Raw genomic sequence first — 21,896 nt, forward strand, 5'->3', positions numbered from 1 at the left:
TCAGTCGTGATCGGCATACCAGGCGGCACAAAGCGTCGAGACGCCCAGCATGAGGGTCACGAAGACGGCGAACATCATTTCGATTTCCATGCTCATTGCTCCCTGTTTGCGAATTTCTGGAAGGGTAACGCACAATGATTACGGAAGTTTCATTAGCGGGCGAAATTGCCACTTATAATTTTGCCTATCTGGATGAGCAGACCAAGCGGATGATCCGCCGGGCGATCCTGAAGGCCATCGCCATCCCCGGCTATCAGGTGCCGTTTGCCTCGCGTGAAATGCCGATGCCCTATGGCTGGGGCACCGGCGGCGTCCAGGTGACGGCGGCGATCCTTGGGCCGGATGACGTGTTGAAGGTGATCGACCAGGGCGCCGACGACACCACCAATGCGGTGTCGATCCGGGCCTTCTTTCAGAAGGTCGCCAATGTGGCAGTCACCACCCATACGGGCGACGCCACCATCATCCAGACCCGCCACCGGATTCCGGAGGAAAAGCTGCGGGCGGGCCAGGTGCTGGTCTATCAGGTGCCGATCCCGGAACCTCTGCGCTTCCTGGAACCGCGCGAGACAGAGACCCGCAAGATGCATGCGTTGGAAGAATACGGGTTGATGCATGTGAAGCTCTATGAAGACATTGCCCGCAATGGCCGGATTGCCACCACTTATGCCTATCCGGTCAAGGTGGCGGGCCGCTATGTGATGGACCCGTCGCCGACGCCGAAATTCGACAATCCGAAAATGCACCGGTCAGAGGCCCTGCAATTGTTCGGCGCGGGCCGAGAAAAGCGGATCTATGCCGTGCCGCCCTATACCGATGTCGTCAGCCTGGATTTCGAGGATCATCCCTTCACGGTGCAAAGCTTCGACAAGCCCTGCGCACTCTGTGGTGCCGAGCACGTCTATCTCGATGAAGTGATCCTCGACGACAAGGGCGGGCGAATGTTCGTTTGCTCCGATACCGACCATTGCGAGGATCGCCGCGCCAAAGGTCATCGGGGCGAGATGCTGGCCGAAACACAGCATGAGGAGGCTGCCCAATGACCCAGCAACCGCTTTTGAAGGTCCGTGACCTGTCGAAATTCTACGGACGGCGGATCGGCTGCGCCAATGTCTCCTTCGATCTCTGGCCGGGCGAAGTGCTGGCCGTGGTCGGTGAATCCGGTTCCGGCAAGACGACGCTATTGTCCTGCCTGTCCACCCGGCTGATGCCGACCACCGGCAGTGTCGATTACCGGATGCGTGACGGCGCTTACCGTGAGCTTTATCACATGAGCGAGGCCGAGCGGCGCTTTCTGATGCGCACCGACTGGGGCTTCGTTCACCAGAACCCCGCTGATGGCCTGCGCATGACCGTTTCAGCCGGGGCCAATGTCGGCGAGCGGCTGATGGCGGTCGGCGAACGGCATTATGGCAATATCCGCGCCACCGCCACCGATTGGCTGGACCGGGTGGAAATCGCCGCTGACCGGATCGACGACCAGCCGCGCGCTTTTTCCGGTGGCATGCGTCAGCGCTTGCAGATCGCCCGCAATCTCGTCACCAATCCGCGTCTGGTGTTCATGGACGAGCCGACCGGCGGGCTGGATGTGTCCGTCCAGGCAAGGCTGCTGGATCTGGTGCGTGGGCTTGTGGCTGATCTTGGTCTGTCGGTCATCGTCGTCACTCATGATCTGGCCGTCGCAAGGCTGTTGTCGCACCGGATGATGGTGATGAAGGACGGCCATGTGATCGAGCAGGGCCTGACCGACCGGGTGCTGGACGATCCGCGCGAGCCTTATACGCAATTGCTCGTCTCCTCTATACTTCAAGTGTGATTGGATAGACCCATGCCCACACCTCTCATCATTTCCGATGTCGCCAAAAGCTTCACCATGCACCTGCGCGACGGGCTGGTGTTGCCGGTGGTGCGCAATGTCAGCTTTTCCGTCAACAGTGGCAGTTGTAGCGTGCTGGGCGGCCCATCCGGCATTGGCAAAAGCTCGATCCTGAAAATGCTCTACGGCAATTATGCCGTCGATAGCGGCCAGATCCTGGTGCGCCATCACGATGTGGTGGTGGATCTGGCGTCGGCCATGCCACGCATGGTGCTGGATATCCGCCGCGATACGATGGGCTATGTCAGCCAGTTTCTGCGCACGGTTCCAAGGGTGTCGGCGCTGGATGTTGTCGCCCAACCGCTGACGGCGCGCGGTGTGGGTATCGACGAGGCAAGGTCGGTGGCAAGTGATCTCTTGGCCAGGCTGAACCTGCCCAAGGCACTCTGGCAATTGCCGCCCGCCACCTTTTCCGGAGGCGAGCAGCAGCGCGTCAACATCGCCCGCGGCTTCATCACCGACCATAAAATTCTGCTGCTGGATGAGCCGACGGCCTCGCTCGACGCGCAAAACCGGGCCGTGGTCATCGAGTTGATTGCTGGGAAAAAGGCCGAGGGCGTCGCCATGCTCGGCATTTTCCACGACGAGGAAGTGCGCGAAGCGGTCGCTGATACCATTCTCGATGTGTCGCAATTCTCACCTAGAGGCCGTCAGGTTCAGATTGAACCAGCCATCCTCTAGCTTTCTTGTTTTCGTTTGTCTTTTCGGGAAAACCGGTACCCACTTTTCCCTGACAAACTCTAGGAGCATCGCCGCATGAGCACCCGTCTTGGGCTTGAGCCTCAAATCAACCCGACCGCCAGCGTCACGAACAGCACGCTCGGTCGCTACACCGAAGTCGCCGAGCGCAGCCGTCTCGATGAGGTTGAGATGGGCGACTATTCCTATGTGATGCAGGATGTTTCCATCTGGTGCGCCACCATCGGCAAATTTGCCAATATCGCCGCCAGTGTCCGCATCAATGCCCCCAACCATCCCACCTGGCGCGCCACGCTGCACCATTTCACCTACCGCGCTGTCGATTATTTCGAAGGGGCGGATCTGGAGACGGATTTCTTCGACTGGCGGCGGGAAAACCGGGTGGTGATCGGCCATGATGTCTGGATCGGCCATGGCGCCACCATCCTGCCCGGCGTCACCATCGGCAATGGCGCGGTCGTCGGCGCAGGCGCGGTCGTGTCCAAGTCGGTGGAGCCCTATAGCATCGTCGGCGGCGTCCCGGCCAAGCCGATCAAGCCCCGGTTTGGTCCAGGTATCGGCGCGCGCATGGACAGACTTGCCTGGTGGGATTGGCAGCATGAGCGGCTTCACGCTGCCCTTGCCGACTTCCGCACACTTTCCGCCGAAGATTTTCTGGCCCGACATGAAGTCTTAGTCTGAAGTATAGGCCTTTCTACCCTCTGATTTTAACAGAAATGTCATGAAACTGACATGGCCGCTTCACCGACCTGAACTATAGCTCGCTCTGGATTTGGACATGACATCGGAACAAGCGCATGAATTTCGAACTGACCGAGGTGACGCGGCGTTTTGGCAAGAAGATTGCCGTGGAGGCCGTGACCCTGTCTATTCCGCATGGGCAGATGGTCGGCATTATCGGTCGTTCGGGTGCGGGAAAGTCCACTTTGCTGCGAATGATCAACCGCTTGGCCGATCCGACATCCGGGTCGATGCGGTTCGGCGATCAGGACGTGACGCGCCTAAAGGGATCGGCTTTGCGCAGCTGGCAGCGCGATTGCGCGATGATTTTCCAGCAGTTCAACCTGGTTCCGCGTCTGGATGTTCTCACCAATGTCATGCTGGGGCGTCTCAACCACCGTTCCACGTCGCTGAGCATCCTCAATATTTTTACGCGCGAAGAGCGGATCATGGCGATTGCGGCTTTGGAGCGGCTGGGCATCGAGCAGACGGCCCTGCAGCCGGCTGGCACGCTGTCCGGTGGTCAGCAGCAGCGGGTGGCCATTGCCCGTGCGCTGATGCAGGCGCCGAAAATGCTGCTGGCCGACGAGCCGATCGCCTCGCTCGATCCGCTGAACGCCAAGATCGTCATGGATGCGCTGCGCGACATCAACGAGCGCGAAGGTATCACCGTGATCACCAATCTGCACACGCTGGATACGGCGCGGGCCTATTGCGAGCGGATCATCGGCATGGCGGCGGGCAAGGTGGTGTTCGACGGTCCGCCGGATGCCCTGACGGCACAGGCGGTGCAGGCGATCTATGGCAATGGCCAGGATGGCAACGGCATTGACGAGAGCATGACATCGACCGCGATCCGCCTGCCGAAGCCGGAGGTTGCCCTGTCTGTGCCGATGGTGGCGGCCACGGCAAGCTGAGCCAGCAATTCGTGACCTGAAAAATAGCATTTCTATCGTGGCATCCAGCCCGATGGCAGCGCCTTCGCTTGCCCGCGTCAAAGGCACCTTTCTTACGTTCAAGAGACAGATCCGGTCCATCGGGAAAACCAGACCGGAAAACCAGGAGAGAGACCATGTTGAAGAAAATTCTGCTTGCCTCCGTGACGCTTCTGTCGCTGGCCGGCGTGGCTGCTGCCGAAGACCTGAAGGAATTCCGCATCGGCATTCTCGGCGGCGAGAACGAAGCTGACCGGTTGCGCAATTACAACTGCCTGTCCGATCACCTGAAGAAGGAATTCGGCTTCACCAAGGTCTCGCTGTTCCCGGCGTCGGATTATGACGGCGTTATCCAGGGTCTTCTGGGCGGCACGCTCGATTATGCCGAGCTTGGCGCTTCCGGCTATGCCAAGGCCTATTTGGCCAACCCGAAGGCCGTCGAGCCGATCCTGACCACGGTACAGACCGACGGCTCGATGGGCTATTACTCGATCATGGTGGCCCGCAAGGATAGCGGCATGACCAAAGTCACCGACATCAAGGGCAAGAAGCTCGGCTTTGCCGATCCTGACAGCACGTCTGGCTACCTGATCCCGACCGTGACCCTGCCCGACGCGCTTGGCGGCAAGCCGGTCAAGGAATATGTCGGTTCCACTGGTTTTGGCGGCGGCCATGAAAACCTGGTTCTCGAAGTGCTGAAGGGCACCTTCGATGCTGGCACCACGTTCGGCTCCGGCGTTGGTAATTTCAAGGACGGCTACACGTCAGGCAACCTGCGCAAGATGGTCGACAAGGGCGTCCTCAACATGGACGACCTGGTGGAACTGTGGAAGTCGCCGCTGATCCCGAACGGCCCGATCGTCATCCGCTCCTCGATGAACGACGACATGAAGACCAAGGTCAAGGCCTTCATGATGGACCTGCCGAAGACCGATGCCGCCTGCTTCTCCGCCATCGAAGGCGGCGATTTCAAGGGCTTTGCGGCTGTGAATGTCGATTTCTACAAGCCGGTCATCGACGCCCGCAAGGCAACCATCGGGGGCTGATCGCAGCCTGAGATATCAAAGCCGCCGGGATAAACGACCGGCGGCTTACCCATTTGTCCATTTTGGAAAGTGCCAGATGAGCCATACCGCCAGATTGTCCTTGCTGAGCGAGCAGGGGCGCGTGATCGAAAGCCACTGGAACGCCCTGGCGCAAACCCGCCGCCTCTATACGCTGATCGGTCTTGCCGTGTTGTTTCTGGCGTTGGCAGGATCGCTGTGGTTTGCCAATGATACCAATTCGGGCAAGTTCTTCGACCGTCTGCCGCATCTGTTCGATTTCGTCGAAACGCTTATCCCCCGCGATGGCAATGAGATCTGGCGGGCGATGTTCGACCTGCCGTCGCCCTATGACGATGGTAGCCTGAAATACAATTATCCGGAAGGGCGCTTCTACCTCACCCAGACGCTTTATATCCCGGAATATTTCTACAAGATGATCGAGACGCTGAATATCGCGCTGGTCTCGACCCTGCTGGGTGGCATGTTGGGCTTTTGTTTTTCCTTCATGGCGGCCCGCAACATGATGCCAAACCGGTTCATCCGCTGGCCAGTGCGCCGTTTTATGGAGTTGCTGCGGGCCTTTCCGGAAGTGGTGCTGGCCGGGTTTTTCCTCGCCATTCTCTCCATCGGCCCGATCCCGGCGATGATTGCGGTTTCGGTCCACACGGTCGGCGCACTCGGCAAGCTGTTTTTCGAAGTGGTGGAAAATGCGGATATGAAACCGGACGAGGGCCTGCGTGCTGTCGGCGGCAATTGGCTGGAGCGGCTATGGTTCGGCATGGTGCCGCAGGTCATGCCGAATTTCATCAGTTACGCCCTGTTGCGCCTGGAAATCAATGTGCGCGCGTCAACGATTATCGGCGCTGTCGGCGGCGGCGGCATTGGCGAACCCTTGCGCCTGTCGATCAGCCAGGGGCATGCGGCAAAAACCGTTGCCATCATCATCCTGCTTCTGACGACGGTGATCGCCGTCGACCAGTTTTCGGCTTGGTTGCGCCGCAAACTCGTCGGTGAGCAAGCCTTCCATGCTGTCTCCTGAGGTCCGGCCATGACACATCTCGACACCACCCAAATGGACATGATCGCCGCCCGTCATCCGGAGATCTTCCGCCGAAGCTTTTGGCAGCGCTACCGCGTGCCGCTGACCATTGTCCTGCTTGCGCTGTATTTCACCTTTTCCTGGTGGTTCTTTGCGGTTGGCAAAGTGGTCTCCACCGCCAGCTGGGGCATTGCCGGCAACTATCTGGCTGATTGGGTTTCCTATGAGATCCGGCCCGAAATCAATATCGCGCCCGATGGCGCGATCTCCATCGCCTATTCGCGCTTTGACCCGATTGGTCCCAACCCCAAACCGGATTGGCTGGTGACCAAGAAAGAGATGATGACGCGCACGAGTACTGCTGCCGATGTGCCAGTGGCACCCACGCCAAAAGCCTCGAGCTTTAACTTCATGGGGGCAGCCCCACAACAGGCGCCGGTCGCGGCGCAAGCTGCACCTGTTACGCGCCAGGAAGAGGTGATCCGAGAGGCCGATGTCAATCTCGGCCCCAGCGCCTCGCTGCTGGTCAACCCCGAAAGCGTGGTGCTGAACCGGGGCGGTGAGCGCGTCACACTGATGCTTGACCGCAAGGCTGGCACCGTGCTTGCCGATGGCACCCTGCCAGCCTGGGTCGAACAGCGCGAACATGGCGGCAGGGTCATGGCCTATTTCGGCCTTCAGGGCTGGGCGGATATCAGCGCCGACCGGGTCAGGGTGCGCAACCGGTTTTTCGGCTGGGCCAATTTCCTGTTCGATACCAATTCCGCATTTTTTGGCAGGTCCGCAACCGAAGTGGTCAGCCTGATCGCCACCGGCGCAAGGCTCGATCCCGACCGGTCCAACCTGTCACTGGCCTGGAACGACATTCTCTACAATCCGTCCTGGCAGCATCTGGATGTCTGGACCAAGCTGGCGCAGACGCTGGTCATGGCCTTTGTCGGTACGGTGTTTGCATCGCTGGTCGCCTTTCCGCTGTCCTTCATCGCGGCGCGCAACATTACCCGCAACCGTCCGGTCAACCAGCTCACCAAACGGTTCTTCGATTTCCTGCGCTCCGTGGATATGCTGATTTGGGCGTTGTTTTTCACCCGCGCCTTTGGGCCGGGGCCGCTGGCCGGGATTTCGGCGATTTTCTTCACCGACACGGGCACGCTCGGTAAGCTCTATTCCGAAGCGCTTGAAAATATCGATGACAAGCAGCGCGAAGGGGTGAAATCGGTTGGCGCTTCGCCGCTCGCCGTGCAGCGCTTCGGTGTATTGCCGCAGGTTTTGCCGGTCTTTGCATCGCAGGCTTTGTATTTCTGGGAATCCAACACCCGTTCTGCCACCATTATCGGCGCGGTCGGGGCGGGTGGCATTGGCCTGAAGCTTTGGGAAGCGATGCGCACCAACCAGAATTGGGAAAATGTCTGCTATATGGTTCTGTTGATATTGATGGTGGTGTTTATCTTCGATGCCGTGTCCAACCTGCTGCGCTCAAAACTGATCGGCGCGCAAAAATGATCCTCCTCTGGTGCAGTTTCGGCATCGCCGCCTGCCAGACAAAGCTTGCTTCCACCGCTTGAGAAGGGTCAGATACGGCCTCTTCCAAGCTGATTCCCGCGATAGGATTGCCGTGCGTTACGCCCTTTATTTTACACCGCCCAAAGACGATCCCTTGTCCCTTGCCGCCGCGCGCTGGCTTGGCCGTGATGCCTTCACCGGCGAGGATCTTGACCGCCAGCCGGTGGAAGGGTTTTCAGACGATGAGATCACCGCCCTGACCGCCGATCCCCGTCGCTATGGCTTTCATGCCACGCTGAAAGCACCGTTTTCGTTGAAGGAAGGCGAGAGCGAAGCAGCGCTGCTGGAGATGTTTTCGCGGTTTTGCAAGGCGACGCCCGCCTTTGAGATCCCGAAAGTCGTGGTCAATCAACTCGGGCCGTTCTTTGCCGTGGTTCCCGATTCGGCCCATCAACCCTTGCAGGATTTTGCCGCTTCGGTCGTTGAGGCTTTCGAGCCGTTTCGCGCGCCCTTGAGCGAGGCCGATATTATCAGGCGCAAGCCGGAAAAGCTGTCTGAGCGCAAGCGCGCCCTGCTGGACACCTGGGGCTATCCCTACGTCATGGAGGAATTCCGGTTTCACATGACCCTGACCGGACCTGTTGATGCCGAGCGCGGCGATGCGATGCGCGCTGTGCTGGAGAGCAGGTTTGCTGATTTTACCAACCGGGCGCTGCCGATTGGCGGGCTTGGCCTGTTTGTTGAGCCGAGCCGCAATGCGCCCTTTACCGTTCACCGCTGGTTGCCCCTTGCCGGGCCTGAAGGAAGTCTGTGATGTCGAATGAAACCGTGCTGTCCAATGCGACTGTGGTGCTGGAAAGTGGGCTGCTTCTGAAGGGCGCCGTGGTCATTCGTGATGGGTTGATTGCTGAAATTTCGGAAGGCAACAGCCGCGTCGGCGAGGATTTCGGCGGTGATTATCTGATCCCCGGGCTGGTCGAGCTGCACACCGATCATCTGGAATCGCATTATTCGCCACGCCCCGGCGTGCGCTGGAACAAGACGGCGGCCATTCAGGCCCATGATGCGCAGGTCGTCACCTCAGGCATTACCACCGTGTTCGATTGTCTGCGGATGGGGTCGGACGAGGATGGCGGGTTTGAGAAGGGTGAAATGCGCGATATGGCCGATGCCATTCAAGCCGCCGAAAAGGATGACCGTCTCCGCGCCGAGCATCTGCTGCATCTGCGGTGTGAAGTCGCATCCGACAATGTTCTCGACCATTTCGCCGATTTCGCGCAAGACCCGCATGTGCGGCTGGTATCGCTGATGGACCATTCCCCGGGCCAGCGCCAGTTCCAGACCATGGACCAGTACACGCTCTATTATAAAACGAAGAAGGGCTTGAGCGAGGAGGCTTTCGCCCGCTTCGTCGAAAAGCGGTTAGAGGCATCGGCGGCCTATTCTTCCCAGCACCGCGATACGCTGGCCCGCATCTGCGCCGAGCGCGGCATTACTGTTGCCAGCCATGACGATGCAACCTTGGCTCATGTGGAAGAGGCCAAGGGCCATGGTGTGCGTCTGGCCGAGTTTCCGACCAGTCTTGAAGCCGCCGATGCCTCGCACCAGGCGGGGATGAGCGTGCTGATGGGCGCGCCGAACGTGGTGCGCGGTGGCTCCCATTCCGGCAATATTGCCGCCACTGATCTGGCCGAGCGCGGTGTGCTCGACGTGCTGTCATCCGACTATATCCCCCTCAGCCTGCTGCACGCGCCTTTCGTGCTCGCCCATCGCTATGAGGCGATCAGCCTGCCGCAGGCGCTGGCCATGGTGACCTCGACACCGGCCCGCACCGTCGGGCTGGAAGACCGGGGCCGGATTGCCCCTGGCCTGCGCGCCGATCTGGTGCGGGTGCGCTACAGCGAAAATCACGGTGGCGTGCCTGTGGTGCGCTCCGTCTGGCGCCAGGGCAGAAGGGTTGCGTGATGGTGCCGCGTTCCGCCATGCCTGATAACATGCCTGATCATCCGGGCGACAAGGCTGAAGATAAGGGCCGGATGATTGTCGTGGTCGGCCCAAGCGGAGCGGGCAAGGATAGTCTGATTGCCTATGCCAAGCGGTATTTTACCGAACAGACTGACGCTGAGCGCTGCCCTGTGCATTTCGTCCAGCGGGTCATCACAAGGGCCGCCGATGCGGGCGGGGAGGATCATCGCCCGGCCAGTCCTTCCGAGTTCGATGATCTCAAGGCCGCTGGCCGTTTTGCTGTCGACTGGGATGCGCATGGTCTAAGCTATGGCATTCCTGACGATGTGCATCGCTGGCTATCGAATGGCAGCGTGGTGATCGCCAACGGCTCACGCTCGGTACTTTCCCGGTTTGCACAGGTCTTTCCGCGAATGCTGGTGGTCAATATCACCGCCCGGCCCGAGGTTCTGGCCGACCGGCTGGAGGCAAGGGGCAGGGAAAGCCGCGGGGACATCCTGCAACGGTTGCAACGCAGCCCACCGGACATTCGCGGCGACTATCCTGTCGTGACCATCGACAATTCCGGTGCGCTGGAAGAGGCGGGCAGGCGTTTCATTGAGACGATTGAAGCCGCGCTATAAAATGTGTTAAGCAACTTATCCGCGTTACTGGCGATAAGAGTGAAGCAGGCAGGATGCCAATGCAAAAGATTGCGGCAACTGTCTTATGCTCTTGAAGATGGATCACCATCGGGAAACGCGGCGCTTATCTTTCTGGAGATAAGCGATCAGCGGATCATCCGCGCCGCGCGCCTGGGCAATTTCCTTTCACTATGGAGATGCCGCATGACGATGGTTGCAACTTTATTTGCCATAGCATTCGCTCTGTTGATCGGGGCGGCCAGTCCCGGTCCAAGTTTCCTTTTGGTCAGCCACACATCCATGACCCGTTCCAGAGCAGCCGGTTTGGTGATGGCGCTCGGCATGGGGACCGGCGGGTTGATCTTCGCCAGTCTGGCTCTTGTCGGATTGGCTGCCCTGATAACCCAGCTTGCCTGGCTCCATAAGGTTTTGCAGGTCGCGGGTGGCCTCTACCTCGCTTATATCGCATGGAAACTTTGGCGCGGGGCTGCTCAACCGGTCGATCTGGAACAGACTGCGAGTGCGCCCAAGTCTTTCAGCAGGATTTATCTCAGTGCCTTTTTGACGCAGATCAGCAATCCCAAAACCGCGATTGTCTATGCCAGTATTTTTGCGGCTTTGCTGCCGCCTCGGCCCGATAGCCTGTTCTTCATCATGCTGCCAGCCGTGGTCTTTCTGGTGGAAGCGGGCTGGTATGCATTGGTGGCACTGGTATTTTCCGCGCCAATACCCCGGCGCGCTTATCTTGCAGCCAGGAAGCCGCTGGATCGCTGCGCGGCTTTGGTTCTGGGTGGGCTTGGCCTTCGCCTTGTGTTCGAGGGCGCGCGACCCTGACACCTTTTACCGAAGAGGGGTTGCCGCCAGGCTCGTATCCTTTAGGGGCGTTTGGGCAGGTTTCCTGACGGGGTTCTGGGCTGTATCCTTGGACGCCAATTGTTTCCAGGTATTCTGCTGGTTCAGCATGGTGCGCAGATAGGCAACATTCGCCTCTGCCTGTTCGGGTGAAAGTTCGGCGCGCGCAATCCTGTCGGCCTCGTCGAAGCGGCCTTGAAGGCCGACGACAAGGGCAAGGTTCTGGCGAACGCGGCTATCGGCGCCGGGTTGCTGAGATGCGCTGCGCAGGTAGGTTTCAGCGGTTTTCAGATCGCCGCCGAGCAGATAGGACATGCCCATATTCGACAGGATCGAAGGCTCGTTGGGCTGAATCTGCAAGGCCTGCTGATAGGCGGCGCGCGCTTCCTGGGTGCGGCCAAGCTGGTCGAGAACCGCGCCTTGGGCAGAATAAAGCCGCCAATCGGGCCGATCCGGGGTCTGGGCGCGGCCAATCGTCGTCAATGCCTGTTCCAGCTGGCCGGCTGCGGCCTGTGCCTTGCCATAGGCAGCAAGCACTTGGCGGTCATTTGGATTGGCGATCACCACCTGCTGCATGACAGACAAAGCCTGCGGCGCGCGACCGCCCATCTGCAACAAGTTGGCGTAGGCTACGCCAACCTGGGCGTTCTTGCGATTTTTCTCATAGGCCCGGCCCATGCTATCGGTGGCCATGGCGATTTCGCCAGGCGTCATCTGATCAACGGGCTTGGTCATGCTCGGGATAGAGCCGGTCGACATTTTGTCGGTATTGGAGGTGGTGGCGCAGCCTGTTAGCGCCAGCGCCAGAGCAAACACCGAAAGAGCCGGCAGTGCCCCGCAAATCTGAATGGATGAACGCCAAACAGCCATCACTCTATCCCCATACCCCTGAATTCACAGGCGGACGAATCACCGTCATCGATCCTGCAACCATAGAAAAGCAATAATCTGTTAACCCTAATGGAGTGTTAAAATGCCTCTGGTCTGCGCGACCATTCGGCGTTTGACATTCAAGTCAGCCGCATATGTGCGGGAAAAATCGGACCGGGTCCTCTCGACAGAGAAAACTGCCGCGAAGGAACTGATTCTAAGGAATTTTGCGGTAAAGCTGACCTTGAAGTGATGGAACAGCAAAAGGGCAATCATGGCACCTTATCAATATATTGAAAGACCCACCCCGTTTCTGACCAAGGGCGGTAAGTCCCTGCCGATTTTCGCGGTGACGCCTGCCCATATCGAAACCGGGGCGATTGATCCTCTTGCACTCGATTGGGCGAAGAAGGCAGGCTACAAGGCGGATGTGGGTTCGCTGCTGCTGATCCCCACCAGCGATGGACAATTGGGCGGAGCGCTCTTTGGTCTGGGCAGGGCGCCAGGAGAAAATCCATTTCTGGCGGGCAAGTTGGCGCGGGCATTGCCGGCTGGCGACTGGCATATCGAGACCGCGCCATTGACGGCCAACCGGTTGGTTCTGGGCTATGGTCTGGGCAGCTATCGTTTCGAGCGCTATAAGGCCGACCGCTCGGATCATCCCAAACTGCTGATGCCTCAGGATGCGGATGCCAGCGACATTGCCCGCCAACTGGCGGGCGTTTTCCTGGCCCGCGACCTGATCAACACGCCCACCAATGACATGGGACCGGCAGATCTGGAAAAAGCCTTCCGGGCACTGGCCGACCATTATAAGGCAGAGGTCAGCGTGGTGATCGGCGATGAACTGCTGCACCGGAATTTTCCTCTGGTTCACACCGTGGGCCGGGCCAGCGCCCAGGCGCCGAGGCTTCTCGAAATGCGCTGGGGCAAGAAGGGCCACAAGAAGGTTACCCTGGTCGGCAAGGGCGTCTGTTTCGATACCGGCGGGCTGGATATCAAGCCGTCTTCATCCATGCTGTTGATGAAGAAGGACATGGGCGGTGCGGCCAATGTGCTGGGCCTTGCCCTGATGATCATGGATGCCAAGCTGAAGGTGGATCTGCGCGTCCTCGTGCCTGCCGTGGAAAACTCCATAGCCGGCAATGCATTCCGGCCCAGTGACATCTATACAAGCCGTCAGGGCCTGACGGTTCAGATCGACAATACCGATGCCGAGGGACGGTTGATCCTGGCTGATGCGCTGACCTATGCCGACGAAGAAGAGCCGGACCTGCTGATCGATATGGCGACGCTGACGGGGGCTGCCCGGGTGGCGCTCGGGCCGGATGTGCCGGCATTTTTCTCCAATGACGATGCACTCGCCTATGACCTGGCCGATTCAAGCCTGGAAACGGACGACCCGATGTGGCGCCTGCCGCTTTTCCCCGGTTACGAAAAAATGGTCCGCTCGCAGATTGCCGACCTCACTAATGCACCTGCGGGCGGCATGGCGGGGGCAATCACCGCTGCCCTGTTCCTGAAGCGCTTCGTGACCCGAACGGCAAGCTGGGCGCATTTCGACATTTTCGGCTGGGCGTCTCAAGAGCGGCCCCATAGCCCGGTTGGTGGGGAGGCGCAGGCAATTCGCGCCCTTTATCGTTACATATCGGCGCTGAAATAAGCGAAGCCGTTGACGATGCTGTCTTTATCCTCGAGAGGTTTGAAAATCTCTCGAGGATAAAGGTGTGCCGAGATCTGAAATCCGGCAGTCTCTCTTCAATGGTCGTTCCTTAAAGCCGCTGTCCTCATCATTTCTCATTTGCAGGGACTCATGCCGATTTGGGCTATCAGGCCTTGGCATTGTCGTGCCGTTTGACAGACTGTTCATCATCTGTTGACGACACGGAGGCTATCGTTCATTTTTTATTTTGACTATGATTGTCGTGTTTTGAGTTCCAGGAGCCGGATATTTCTTAAGGTTGGCTGTAAGATCTCCTTCCTGTTGACGCCGAGCTGTCATCCAGGGAAACGTAGTCTAACGATAAAAAATTATTTATTTACAATGAATTGTTGGATTTTTGCAGATGGTTTGCGTTGCGCCAAAGCGCAGACGAGATACGGATTGGGGGGATTTTTATTTGAATTAAAATAATTATTCGGCATTTCAATTTTTGCGTGTTAAATTTCAAGAGTTAGAAAATTCAAATTTTTTTTATTTTACATTGGCATCTCCGCTCCACACGTTTTCAGCGCATGGAACGGAAAAAAGGAGATTGATTTAATGAATTTTAATATGAAAAAAATCGTTATAAATTCAGCATTTATTGGAATGGCAACGGGTTTTGGTGGCCTGACTATTGGCGGCGTGGCAACGGCTTCGGCGCAGGATGCGCAGACGGCCCCGCCCGCTGGGGTCTACAAGCTGGATCCGACCCATGCGAACCTGACATGGACGGTCAAGCACAATACGATTTCCAATTACACGGCTCGCTTTGGCAAGCTGGACGCGACGCTTTCGCTTGATCCGGCAAAAATCGAAGCCTCCAAGATCGAGGTAACGATTGATCCGACTTCGGTGGATGTGCCCTATCCCGCCGATTATAAAGCCACCCACGCCAAATCGCCCTATGCGACTTGGCCTGAGGAGATCAGCAAGGATCCGAAAAAGCTCAACAGTGGCGCTTTCCCGAAGATCACCTTCACATCGACCAGTGTGAAGAAAACCGGTGACAAGACGGCTGAAATCGTCGGTAACTTGACATTCCTGGGTGTCACCAAGCCGGTGACGTTGAATGCAACGCTGAACGGGGCCATTGACAGCCATCCATTTGCAGGTGTTCCGGCCATTGGATTTGCCGCGGAAGGTACGTTTGACAGAACAGCGTTTGGCCAACCTGTCGGTTTCGTCGGCAAGGATGTGACGATCCGCTTTGATGGTGAGTTCATCCAGGACCCGGCAGCGTCTCCATCCAAGTGATAGTGGACCCGAACTGATGATGAAAGCAGCGCGTGAGGCACAGGCCTCTGCGTAAAATGCCTTTGGGCCGATTGGGTTTCGCCGCGATATCAGCACCCTTAATCGGCCCAGAGCTTTCGCCGTAGCGGGCATTCGGCTCGCAAAATTTTCCGAATTTTATCATTGATAAATATAGGTTTTAAGAGCCATGAACACTGCGTTTCAGCACCAGACAGTATCGCGGGCTGCGGTACGCTACACCGGCGTTGCCATCGTGTTGCATTGGGCGATCGCGCTGATGATCTTGTCGATGATCCCGATGGGATGGTGGATGGTGCGGGCCTTGAAAAAGCCTGAGACCCAGCAACTGGCCTATCAACTGTTCCAGATCCACAAATCCATCGGCTTTGCCATTCTGGCTTTGACCGTGCTGCGCATCGTCTGGCGGGCAACCCATAAGCCGCCCGCCCTGCCATCCGGCATGAAGCTCTGGGAACGGTTTCTGGCCAATGCCACGCATATCGCTTTCTACGGCCTGATGCTGATCCTACCCTTGACCGGCTGGATTTACGTGTCTTCCGGCTGGGCGATTGCAACGGATCGCCCGCTGGACGTGGCGACCTCCTGGTTTGGCCTGTTTCCAATCCCGCATCTTCCGGGCCTTGAGGGAAACCGCAGCCTCGCCTTCGGCGCGATGGGCGCCCATAGCTATATGGCTTACGGCGGTGCAGTGCTGATCGCTTTGCATGTCGCGGCAGCCTTGAAGCATCAATTTATCGAACGGGATGGTGTCTTAGCGCAGATGGTGCCTTTCCTGCGGGCCGGTAAAGCCGCGCACGGTACGTCTGGCAAAGGGAAGACCAGTGGGCTGTCGCATGGCTTCGGCTTGGCGCTTGTCGTGATGGCTGCCGCCATCGGCTGGGTCCTGCATTTGCCGCCGCCGCTTGCCGAGCAGCCATCGTCGGTGGAGGCGCAAGCTGAGCCGACCACCACTACGCCCCAGTCACCGGCAAGTGCCAGCCAGGCCAACCCTGCGCAAACCGATGTCCAAACCGCGCCAGTCCAGGCGGCAACCGCCCCTGTCTGGGTAATCGATATGGCATCGTCCAGCATCGGCTTTGGTGGCACCCATGCAGGCAATGCCTTCAATGGCCGGTTTGAAGAGTGGAGTGGCGATATTCGCTTCGATCCTGCCAATCTTCCTGGTTCGAAAGCGGTTATCCTGGTGAAAACGGCCTCCGCCAGGACCGGCGATGCGACCCAGGAGGGCTCGTTGAAGAACGGTGAATGGCTCAATTCTACTCGGTTTCCGGAAGCCAAATTCGAAACCACGGAATTTCGCGCCTTGGGAGGCGACCGCTATGAGGCGAAAGGCACCCTGAGCATCAAGAACAAGCCTCTGCCGGTTGTCCTGCCCTTTACGTTGAAAATGGAGGGCAACAAGGCGCAGGTGGACGGTGCGTTGGAGCTGGATCGCGCCGCACTCAATCTCGGAATGTTTTCCGATCCGTCGGCGGAATGGGTGTCGAAAACCATCTCTGTCAAGATTGCGGTGAGCGCAACAAAATCGGACTCTTGATCGCATCCATCCATGACAGGCCCGGCCTCTTGCAGTGCCGGGCTTTGTCATGTGATATATAACGGGTGCGAAACGAGAGCGGAGCCGAGGATGAGCCTGGAACTGACCGCAACGGCGGCACTGGGGCTTTGGCATCATGTAACCTTGCGCCAGGTGCAGGAGGATGGCCGTGACCTGACGCTGCGCCAGCTGTCCATCCTGCTGCATATCTATCTGGTTCCGCCGCCGCATACCGTTCGGGGGCTTGCCGCCACCCTCAAGGTCACCAAGCCGGTCATTACCCGCGCGCTCGATACCATGGGCGGTATGGGGTTTGTTGACCGCGTGCGCGATGATATGGACAAGCGCAATGTCATCATCAAGCGCACTGTGGCAGGGGCGCTTTATCTGGAAAAATTTGGCGACCTGATCATTGAGCAGGCGCGTGGCATGAGGACGTGAACATGCAACTGGACCGTCGGCTGAATGCCTATCGACATGATCTGGCCGATGCGGCCCTGCGCGACCGGGTGGACGCGGAGCGCTATGTCAGCGGCACATCAGCGCGTATTGCTGTGCCGGTTATCGCCCTGCGTCCGCGCCCGGATTTTGCCTGCGGGATCGATACGGAGGTGCTGCTGGGCGAAGAGGTTACGGTCTTCGACCGGGCCGATGGCTGGGCCTGGGTGAAGGCCGGACTGGATGGTTATGTCGGTTATCTGCCGGAAACGGCGATTGCCGCCATCGAGGCGCCGCCCACGCATTGGGTAACAGTGCCACGCAGTTTTCTCTATACCGGTCCGGATCTGCGCTATCCCAATGCGCGGACCATCTCGATGGGGAGCCGGGTAACGGTCACCGGCGAGGCCGAGACCCGTGGCACCCGCTACTTCCTGCTGAGTGACGGTCATGCGGTGATTGCCGATCATTGCCGCGCCCTGGGTACACCGGCAGGAGAGGATTATGTGGCCATCGCCGCCCGTTTTCTGGAAACGCCCTATCTCTGGGGCGGACGCAGCGGGCTTGGCATCGATTGCTCCGGCCTCGTCCAGCTCTCCATGCAGATGTGCGGGCTGAGCGCCCCGCGCGACAGCGACATGCAGGCGGCAGGCCTCGGCAGCCCGATTGACCGGAGCGATCTGCGCCGGGGCGACCTGATCTTCTGGAAAGGCCATGCCGGCATCATGGAAGACGAGCGCACCTTGCTGCATGCCAACGGTCACACGATGAGCGTCGCCTGCGAAGACGTAGACGCCGCCATCGCCCGGATCGGCTGGCTCTACCAGCAGCCGACCGGCTATCGCCGCCCGGAACGGATTGCTTAGAGCATTTCCAGCAAAAGTGTGTAGCGGTTTTGCGTTCGGAAATGCGTCAAAACAAGGAGTTAGAGTATTTATGCGTTTCTATGAAACGCGGAAATGCTCTCGCCAATTCAATCAGGCAAACCCTGTCAATGCGCCTCGTCCCAATTGTTGGCGGCGCGGGCATCCACCTTCAGCGGCACGCGCATGGCGATGGCGGGCATGGCGGCATTTTCCATGGTGGAGACGATGACTGGCAGGGCCGCGTCGATGGCCTCGTCTTCGACTTCGAAGATCAGTTCGTCATGCACCTGGAGCAGCATCCGGGTTTTGTCACCGAGACCGGCCTTGGCCAGCGCCGGTTCCACCTGCACCATGGCGCGGCGGATGACATCGGCGGCGGAACCCTGGATGGGTGCGTTGATTGCCGCCCGCTCGTTGAAGGCCCGCATCGATGGGTTGGAGGATTTGATCTCCGGGTAATGGGCGCGCCGTCCAAAGATGGTTTCGACATAGCCATGCTCGCGCACGAAGGCCTTGGTGCTTTCCATATAGTCCTTGATGCCGGGGAAGCGCTCGAAATATTTCTTGATGTACTCGCCTGCTTCCGACCGCTCAATGCTGAGCTGGTTGGCAAGGCCGAAGGCGGAAATGCCGTAGATGATCCCGAAATTGATCGCCTTGGCGCGGCGGCGCACTTCAGACGGCATGCCGTCCACCGGCACGCCGAACATTTCAGAGGCCGTCATCGCATGGATATCGACACCATCGGCAAAGGCCTGGCGCAATTGCGGAATATCCGCCACATGGGCCAGCACCCGCAGCTCGATCTGGCTGTAATCGGCAGACAAGAGCTTATGGCCTGGGGTGGAAATGAAGGCGGTGCGGATCTTGCGGCCTTCGGCCGTGCGCACCGGGATATTTTGCAGGTTCGGCTCTGAGGAAGACAGGCGACCCGTTGTGGTGGCCGCCATGGAATAGGATGTGTGGACCCGCTTGGTCTGCGGGTGAACATAGCCGGGCAGGGCGTCAGTATAGGTGGATTTCAGCTTGGTCAGCTGGCGCCAATCGACAATCTTCCGGGGCAGGGGCTCGCCCTGGGCGGCCAGATCCTCCAGCACCTGCGCAGATGTGGACCATTGGCCGGTCTTGGTTTTCGAACCGCCGGGGAGATTCATCCTGCCAAACAGGATATCGCCCAACTGTTTGGGTGAACCGACATTGAAGCGCTCGCCAGCCAGTTCGTAAATTTCATCCTCGAAGGCGGCGGCCTTCTGCGCCAACTCGCCTGATAGCCGCGAGAGGATTTGCCGGTCGATGGTGATGCCGCGCTCTTCCATCTCGGCCAGAACCGGCACCAGGGGCCGTTCCAGCCGCTCGTAGACCCGCGCCAAGCCTACAGCCGCAAGCCGTGGCTTCAGCACCAGCCAGAGACGCAGCGTGACATCGGCATCTTCTGCGGCGTAGGCGGTCGCCTTGTCGATATCGACGAGATCGAAGGTGACAAGCGATTTTCCAGAGCCAGCGACCTCCTTATAGGGGATGGGCGTATGTCCGAGCCAGCGCTCCGACAGGCTGTCCATGCCATGGGCGCCGACGCCAGCTTCCAGCACATAGGACAGCAGCATCGTGTCGTCGAAACCCCTGATAACAATGCCGTGCCGCTTCATGACCAGGTAATCGTATTTCAGGTTCTGCGCCACTTTCAGAACCGATGGATCTTCCAGCAGGCCCTTCAAGGCCGCGAGTGCCGCATCCATCGGGATCTGGTTTTCCGCCAGTTTCAGTCCGTCGCTGAACAGGTCGTCACGACCGGTCTTGTGGCCAAGCGGCACATAGGCGGCGCGAATGGTTGCTGCGCCCGGCGACGCCGCATTGTCCTGAAGGGCGAGTGACACACCGACCAGATCGGCCTGCATCGGGTCAAGCGAGGTGGTTTCGGTATCGAAGGCGACAAACCCGGCCTCCCGCGCCGAGGCGATCCAGCCTTCCAGGGTGGGAAGATCGCGAATGGTCACATAGGTGGACCGGTCGATGGGTTGACCACCAAAGGCCGATTGCCGGGCAGCGGCGAGATCGGCAGGCGTCGCGCCATCGGCCTTTGCAGACTGTGCCGTGGGTTGTGTTTCTTGGCCGGGGGCAGGCGTTTGAGCTGCGGCACCGGCATCGAGATCCGGGCCACGGGCCGCAGCACCCCATTCCACTGAGATCGTCGCGGGCTCGATGACGCCTGCATCACACTCGCAATTGTCGGCGACGCGCCGTGTCAGCGAGGTGAATTCCATGGCCTTCAGGAAGGCGACCAACTTTGGCCCATCCTGTTTTTCCAGCATCAGCGCGTCGAGCGGCATGTCGAGTGGCACGTCGGTACGCAGCGTTACCAATTGCCGTGACAGCTTGACCAGTTCGGCACCGGCCAGAATGTTTTCGCGCCGCTTGTTCTGCTTGATTTCGGAGGCCCGGGCCATTAGCGTTTCCAGGTCGCCATATTCCTCCAGCAATTGCGCCGCCGTTTTCGGGCCGATGCCGGGAATGCCTGGAATGTTATCGGTGCTGTCGCCGGTCAGCGATTGCAGGTCGATCATCTTTTCCGGCGGCACGCCCCATTTCTCGATAACGTCGGGAATGCCGATCTGCTTGTCCTTCATGCTGTCATACATATGGACATTGGCCGTCACCAACTGCATCAGGTCCTTGTCGGAGGAGACGATGGTGACATCCGCGCCAATGGCTTCGGCAGCCCGGGCATAGGTGGCGATGATGTCATCGGCCTCGAAACCCTCGGTCTCGATGCACGGCAGGTTGAAGGCTCGCGTCGCCTGGCGAATCAGCCCGAATTGCGGCACCAGATCTTCCGGCGGGGCCGAGCGATTGGCCTTATAGTCCGGATAGAGATCCTTGCGGAAGGTTTTCGACGAATAGTCGAAAATCACCGCCAAATGGGTGGGCGTGACCCCGACCGATGTGTCGCGCGCTTCGGTCAGCAACTTCCACATCATATTGCAGAAGCCCGAGACCGCGCCGACCGGCAGCCCGTCCGATTTGCGGGTCAGCGCCGGAAGCGCATGGAAGGCCCGGAAGATGAAGCCGGAGCCGTCGACAAGAAAGAGATGATCGCCTTTTTTCATGCGCCAAGGGATAGCGCGGCGGCTCAAAAAGGTCCATGCCACATCATGCCAAAACCGTTTACAGAGTGAAGTGACGAATTTTCTGTGTCATCACGAAAAGCTTACCGCTTTGTAATCATTCCTTCCCTTGAAAAAACACATTTGGCCGCGCATTTACTAGTCAGCGGCGCATGATTAGCACCGCAGTCTGAAAGTTGGCTCGTCCCCCGCCGCTTCAGACTTCAGGACAAAGGCCTTATCCCCCCTCTCCGGGCCTTTGTCCCCTGTTACGAAAAGTCGTCACGGCGCCGCCTCCAGCCGTGACGACTTTTTTGTTTGTGCCTGGCATTTCTGCTATAGAGGTGGCCACATTGCCTCTGCTTTGAAACCGGCCTATCATCGCCACCATGCTGTTTGATCGTCGGCAATCGCCAACCTATCTCGTGAGCCAGCTCGCCAAGGAATTTGCCCGTGCCTTGCAGGTTCGGGCCGAGGGGCTCGGCTTTTCCGCCGGTCAGTTTCCAATCCTGCTGGAGCTTTGGGAAGAGCAAGGCCTGACCCAGAAGCAATTGCTGGAGCGGGTGGCGGTGGAACAGGCGACCATGGCCAATACCCTGTCGCGCATGGAGCGCGACGGATTGATCGAGCGAAAGCCCCATCCTAGCGATCGACGCGCCCAGCTGGTGTTCCTGACCGCCAAGGGGGAGGGGCTGCGGGATCAGGCGATTTCCGCCGCCTTTGAGGCCGATGAGGCTCTTTTTCAAGGGTTTCGGCGTTTCGAGAGGGAATTGATGCTGGAATTCATTCGTCAGGCCCTGGAAAATGCCCGCAACGGCGATCTCGGCTCAAATATTTGAGGCTGCT

General features: G+C 58.9%; 20 protein-coding genes. 18 read left to right on the plus strand and 2 right to left on the minus strand.

Annotated features, from left to right (window positions below; all coding sequences use genetic code 11):
- The first annotated feature begins 134 nt into the window (after positions 1-134).
- From ASB66_RS05665 to ASB66_RS05720, 12 genes are all read left to right on the plus strand, one after another.
- Positions 135-1,043, plus strand: a complete 909-nt coding sequence (locus tag ASB66_RS05665; protein WP_060719328.1) for an alpha-D-ribose 1-methylphosphonate 5-phosphate C-P-lyase PhnJ — start codon at positions 135-137, stop codon at positions 1,041-1,043.
- Complete coding sequence (gene phnK, locus ASB66_RS05670; protein WP_012654706.1) at positions 1,040-1,816, plus strand: phosphonate C-P lyase system protein PhnK; 777 nt, start codon at positions 1,040-1,042, stop codon at positions 1,814-1,816. The genes ASB66_RS05665 and phnK overlap by 4 nt, the downstream gene beginning before the upstream one ends.
- Positions 1,817-1,828: 12 nt before the next feature.
- Positions 1,829-2,557: a phosphonate C-P lyase system protein PhnL gene (gene phnL, locus ASB66_RS05675; RefSeq protein WP_060719327.1), complete on the plus strand. Its 729-nt coding sequence runs from the start codon at positions 1,829-1,831 to the stop codon at positions 2,555-2,557.
- Positions 2,558-2,632: 75 nt separating this feature from the next.
- Positions 2,633-3,256, plus strand: a complete 624-nt coding sequence (locus tag ASB66_RS05680; RefSeq protein ID WP_060719326.1) for a DapH/DapD/GlmU-related protein — start codon at positions 2,633-2,635, stop codon at positions 3,254-3,256.
- A gap of 116 nt (positions 3,257-3,372) precedes the next feature.
- Positions 3,373-4,212 (plus strand): phosphonate ABC transporter ATP-binding protein, encoded by an 840-nt coding sequence (gene phnC, locus ASB66_RS05685; protein ID WP_060719325.1) that lies wholly within the window; start codon positions 3,373-3,375, stop codon positions 4,210-4,212.
- Positions 4,213-4,367: 155 nt separating this feature from the next.
- Positions 4,368-5,276, plus strand: a complete 909-nt coding sequence (gene phnD / locus ASB66_RS05690; protein ID WP_060719324.1) for a phosphonate ABC transporter substrate-binding protein — start codon at positions 4,368-4,370, stop codon at positions 5,274-5,276.
- 76 nt (positions 5,277-5,352) lie between these two features.
- Entirely contained in the window at positions 5,353-6,315 is a 963-nt protein-coding gene (gene phnE, locus ASB66_RS05695) for a phosphonate ABC transporter, permease protein PhnE (protein WP_060719323.1), read from the plus strand.
- 9 nt (positions 6,316-6,324) lie between these two features.
- The gene (gene phnE / locus ASB66_RS05700; protein ID WP_060719322.1) at positions 6,325-7,818 is read left to right on the plus strand and encodes a phosphonate ABC transporter, permease protein PhnE; all 1,494 of its coding nucleotides are present in this window, start codon (positions 6,325-6,327) and stop codon (positions 7,816-7,818) included.
- Between the two features lie 112 nt (positions 7,819-7,930).
- On the plus strand, positions 7,931-8,632 hold the full coding sequence (locus ASB66_RS05705; protein WP_060719475.1) for a DUF1045 domain-containing protein: 702 nt from the start codon (positions 7,931-7,933) through the stop codon (positions 8,630-8,632).
- Complete coding sequence (locus ASB66_RS05710) at positions 8,632-9,783, plus strand: alpha-D-ribose 1-methylphosphonate 5-triphosphate diphosphatase (RefSeq protein ID WP_060719321.1); 1,152 nt, start codon at positions 8,632-8,634, stop codon at positions 9,781-9,783. Before ASB66_RS05705 ends, ASB66_RS05710 begins: the two co-directional genes overlap by 1 nt.
- Positions 9,784-9,854: 71 nt before the next feature.
- On the plus strand, positions 9,855-10,406 hold the full coding sequence (phnN, locus tag ASB66_RS05715) for a phosphonate metabolism protein/1,5-bisphosphokinase (PRPP-forming) PhnN (protein ID WP_081089148.1): 552 nt from the start codon (positions 9,855-9,857) through the stop codon (positions 10,404-10,406).
- Positions 10,407-10,610: 204 nt separating this feature from the next.
- Positions 10,611-11,240: a LysE family translocator gene (locus ASB66_RS05720; protein WP_060719473.1), complete on the plus strand. Its 630-nt coding sequence runs from the start codon at positions 10,611-10,613 to the stop codon at positions 11,238-11,240.
- Positions 11,241-11,246: 6 nt separating this feature from the next.
- On the opposite strand, the gene ASB66_RS05725 is transcribed toward ASB66_RS05720, so the two are convergent.
- Positions 11,247-12,128, minus strand: coding sequence for a tetratricopeptide repeat protein (locus ASB66_RS05725; protein WP_234613405.1), 882 nt, complete (start codon positions 12,126-12,128; stop codon positions 11,247-11,249).
- A gap of 274 nt (positions 12,129-12,402) precedes the next feature.
- Here ASB66_RS05725 and ASB66_RS05735 point away from each other — a divergent pair, with 274 nt between their 5' ends.
- The 5 genes from ASB66_RS05735 (at position 12,403) to ASB66_RS05755 (ending at position 17,949) form a co-directional block, all read left to right on the plus strand.
- The gene (locus tag ASB66_RS05735; RefSeq protein ID WP_060719319.1) at positions 12,403-13,791 is read left to right on the plus strand and encodes a leucyl aminopeptidase family protein; all 1,389 of its coding nucleotides are present in this window, start codon (positions 12,403-12,405) and stop codon (positions 13,789-13,791) included.
- 648 nt (positions 13,792-14,439) lie between these two features.
- A complete protein-coding gene (locus tag ASB66_RS05740) occupies positions 14,440-15,087 on the plus strand; it encodes a YceI family protein (protein WP_233741242.1) in 648 nt (215 codons plus the stop codon).
- Positions 15,088-15,274: 187 nt separating this feature from the next.
- Positions 15,275-16,645 carry a cytochrome b/b6 domain-containing protein gene (locus tag ASB66_RS05745; RefSeq protein ID WP_114386305.1) on the plus strand — a complete coding sequence of 457 codons (1,371 nt, stop codon included), beginning with the start codon at positions 15,275-15,277 and terminating at the stop codon, positions 16,643-16,645.
- A gap of 90 nt (positions 16,646-16,735) precedes the next feature.
- Positions 16,736-17,086 carry a MarR family winged helix-turn-helix transcriptional regulator gene (locus ASB66_RS05750; RefSeq protein ID WP_012654721.1) on the plus strand — a complete coding sequence of 117 codons (351 nt, stop codon included), beginning with the start codon at positions 16,736-16,738 and terminating at the stop codon, positions 17,084-17,086.
- A gap of 2 nt (positions 17,087-17,088) precedes the next feature.
- The gene (locus ASB66_RS05755) at positions 17,089-17,949 is read left to right on the plus strand and encodes a C40 family peptidase (protein ID WP_060719316.1); all 861 of its coding nucleotides are present in this window, start codon (positions 17,089-17,091) and stop codon (positions 17,947-17,949) included.
- Positions 17,950-18,074: 125 nt separating this feature from the next.
- On the opposite strand, the gene polA is transcribed toward ASB66_RS05755, so the two are convergent.
- Positions 18,075-21,053 carry a DNA polymerase I gene (gene polA, locus ASB66_RS05760; RefSeq protein ID WP_060719315.1) on the minus strand — a complete coding sequence of 993 codons (2,979 nt, stop codon included), beginning with the start codon at positions 21,051-21,053 and terminating at the stop codon, positions 18,075-18,077.
- A 386-nt stretch (positions 21,054-21,439) separates the two neighbouring features.
- On the opposite strand from polA, the gene ASB66_RS05765 reads away from it, so the two are divergent.
- Positions 21,440-21,889 carry a MarR family winged helix-turn-helix transcriptional regulator gene (locus ASB66_RS05765; RefSeq protein ID WP_060719314.1) on the plus strand — a complete coding sequence of 150 codons (450 nt, stop codon included), beginning with the start codon at positions 21,440-21,442 and terminating at the stop codon, positions 21,887-21,889.
- Positions 21,890-21,896: the final 7 nt, after the last annotated feature.

The organism is Gillisella vitis (assembly GCF_001541345.2).
In the GTDB taxonomy this organism is placed as follows: domain Bacteria; phylum Pseudomonadota; class Alphaproteobacteria; order Rhizobiales; family Rhizobiaceae; genus Allorhizobium; species Allorhizobium vitis.

Bases quoted from the DNA above. Each gene is read 5' to 3' on its own strand.
- phnC (WP_060719325.1), top strand. From the start codon at position 3,373: ATGAATTTCGAACTGACCGAGGTGACGCGGCGTTTTGGCAAGAAGATT.
- ASB66_RS05665 (WP_060719328.1), top strand. From the start codon at position 135: ATGATTACGGAAGTTTCATTAGCGGGCGAAATTGCCACTTATAATTTT.
- phnE (WP_060719323.1), top strand. From the start codon at position 5,353: ATGAGCCATACCGCCAGATTGTCCTTGCTGAGCGAGCAGGGGCGCGTG.
- ASB66_RS05725 (WP_234613405.1), bottom strand. From the start codon at position 12,128: ATGGCTGTTTGGCGTTCATCCATTCAGATTTGCGGGGCACTGCCGGCT.
- polA (WP_060719315.1), bottom strand. From the start codon at position 21,053: ATGAAAAAAGGCGATCATCTCTTTCTTGTCGACGGCTCCGGCTTCATC.
- ASB66_RS05750 (WP_012654721.1), top strand. From the start codon at position 16,736: ATGAGCCTGGAACTGACCGCAACGGCGGCACTGGGGCTTTGGCATCAT.
- ASB66_RS05740 (WP_233741242.1), top strand. From the start codon at position 14,440: ATGGCAACGGGTTTTGGTGGCCTGACTATTGGCGGCGTGGCAACGGCT.
- ASB66_RS05735 (WP_060719319.1), top strand. From the start codon at position 12,403: ATGGCACCTTATCAATATATTGAAAGACCCACCCCGTTTCTGACCAAG.
- ASB66_RS05745 (WP_114386305.1), top strand. From the start codon at position 15,275: ATGAACACTGCGTTTCAGCACCAGACAGTATCGCGGGCTGCGGTACGC.
- phnL (WP_060719327.1), top strand. From the start codon at position 1,829: ATGCCCACACCTCTCATCATTTCCGATGTCGCCAAAAGCTTCACCATG.
- ASB66_RS05765 (WP_060719314.1), top strand. From the start codon at position 21,440: ATGCTGTTTGATCGTCGGCAATCGCCAACCTATCTCGTGAGCCAGCTC.
- ASB66_RS05710 (WP_060719321.1), top strand. From the start codon at position 8,632: ATGTCGAATGAAACCGTGCTGTCCAATGCGACTGTGGTGCTGGAAAGT.
- phnE (WP_060719322.1), top strand. From the start codon at position 6,325: ATGACACATCTCGACACCACCCAAATGGACATGATCGCCGCCCGTCAT.
- ASB66_RS05755 (WP_060719316.1), top strand. From the start codon at position 17,089: ATGCAACTGGACCGTCGGCTGAATGCCTATCGACATGATCTGGCCGAT.
- ASB66_RS05720 (WP_060719473.1), top strand. From the start codon at position 10,611: ATGACGATGGTTGCAACTTTATTTGCCATAGCATTCGCTCTGTTGATC.
- phnN (WP_081089148.1), top strand. From the start codon at position 9,855: ATGATTGTCGTGGTCGGCCCAAGCGGAGCGGGCAAGGATAGTCTGATT.
- phnD (WP_060719324.1), top strand. From the start codon at position 4,368: ATGTTGAAGAAAATTCTGCTTGCCTCCGTGACGCTTCTGTCGCTGGCC.
- ASB66_RS05680 (WP_060719326.1), top strand. From the start codon at position 2,633: ATGAGCACCCGTCTTGGGCTTGAGCCTCAAATCAACCCGACCGCCAGC.
- phnK (WP_012654706.1), top strand. From the start codon at position 1,040: ATGACCCAGCAACCGCTTTTGAAGGTCCGTGACCTGTCGAAATTCTAC.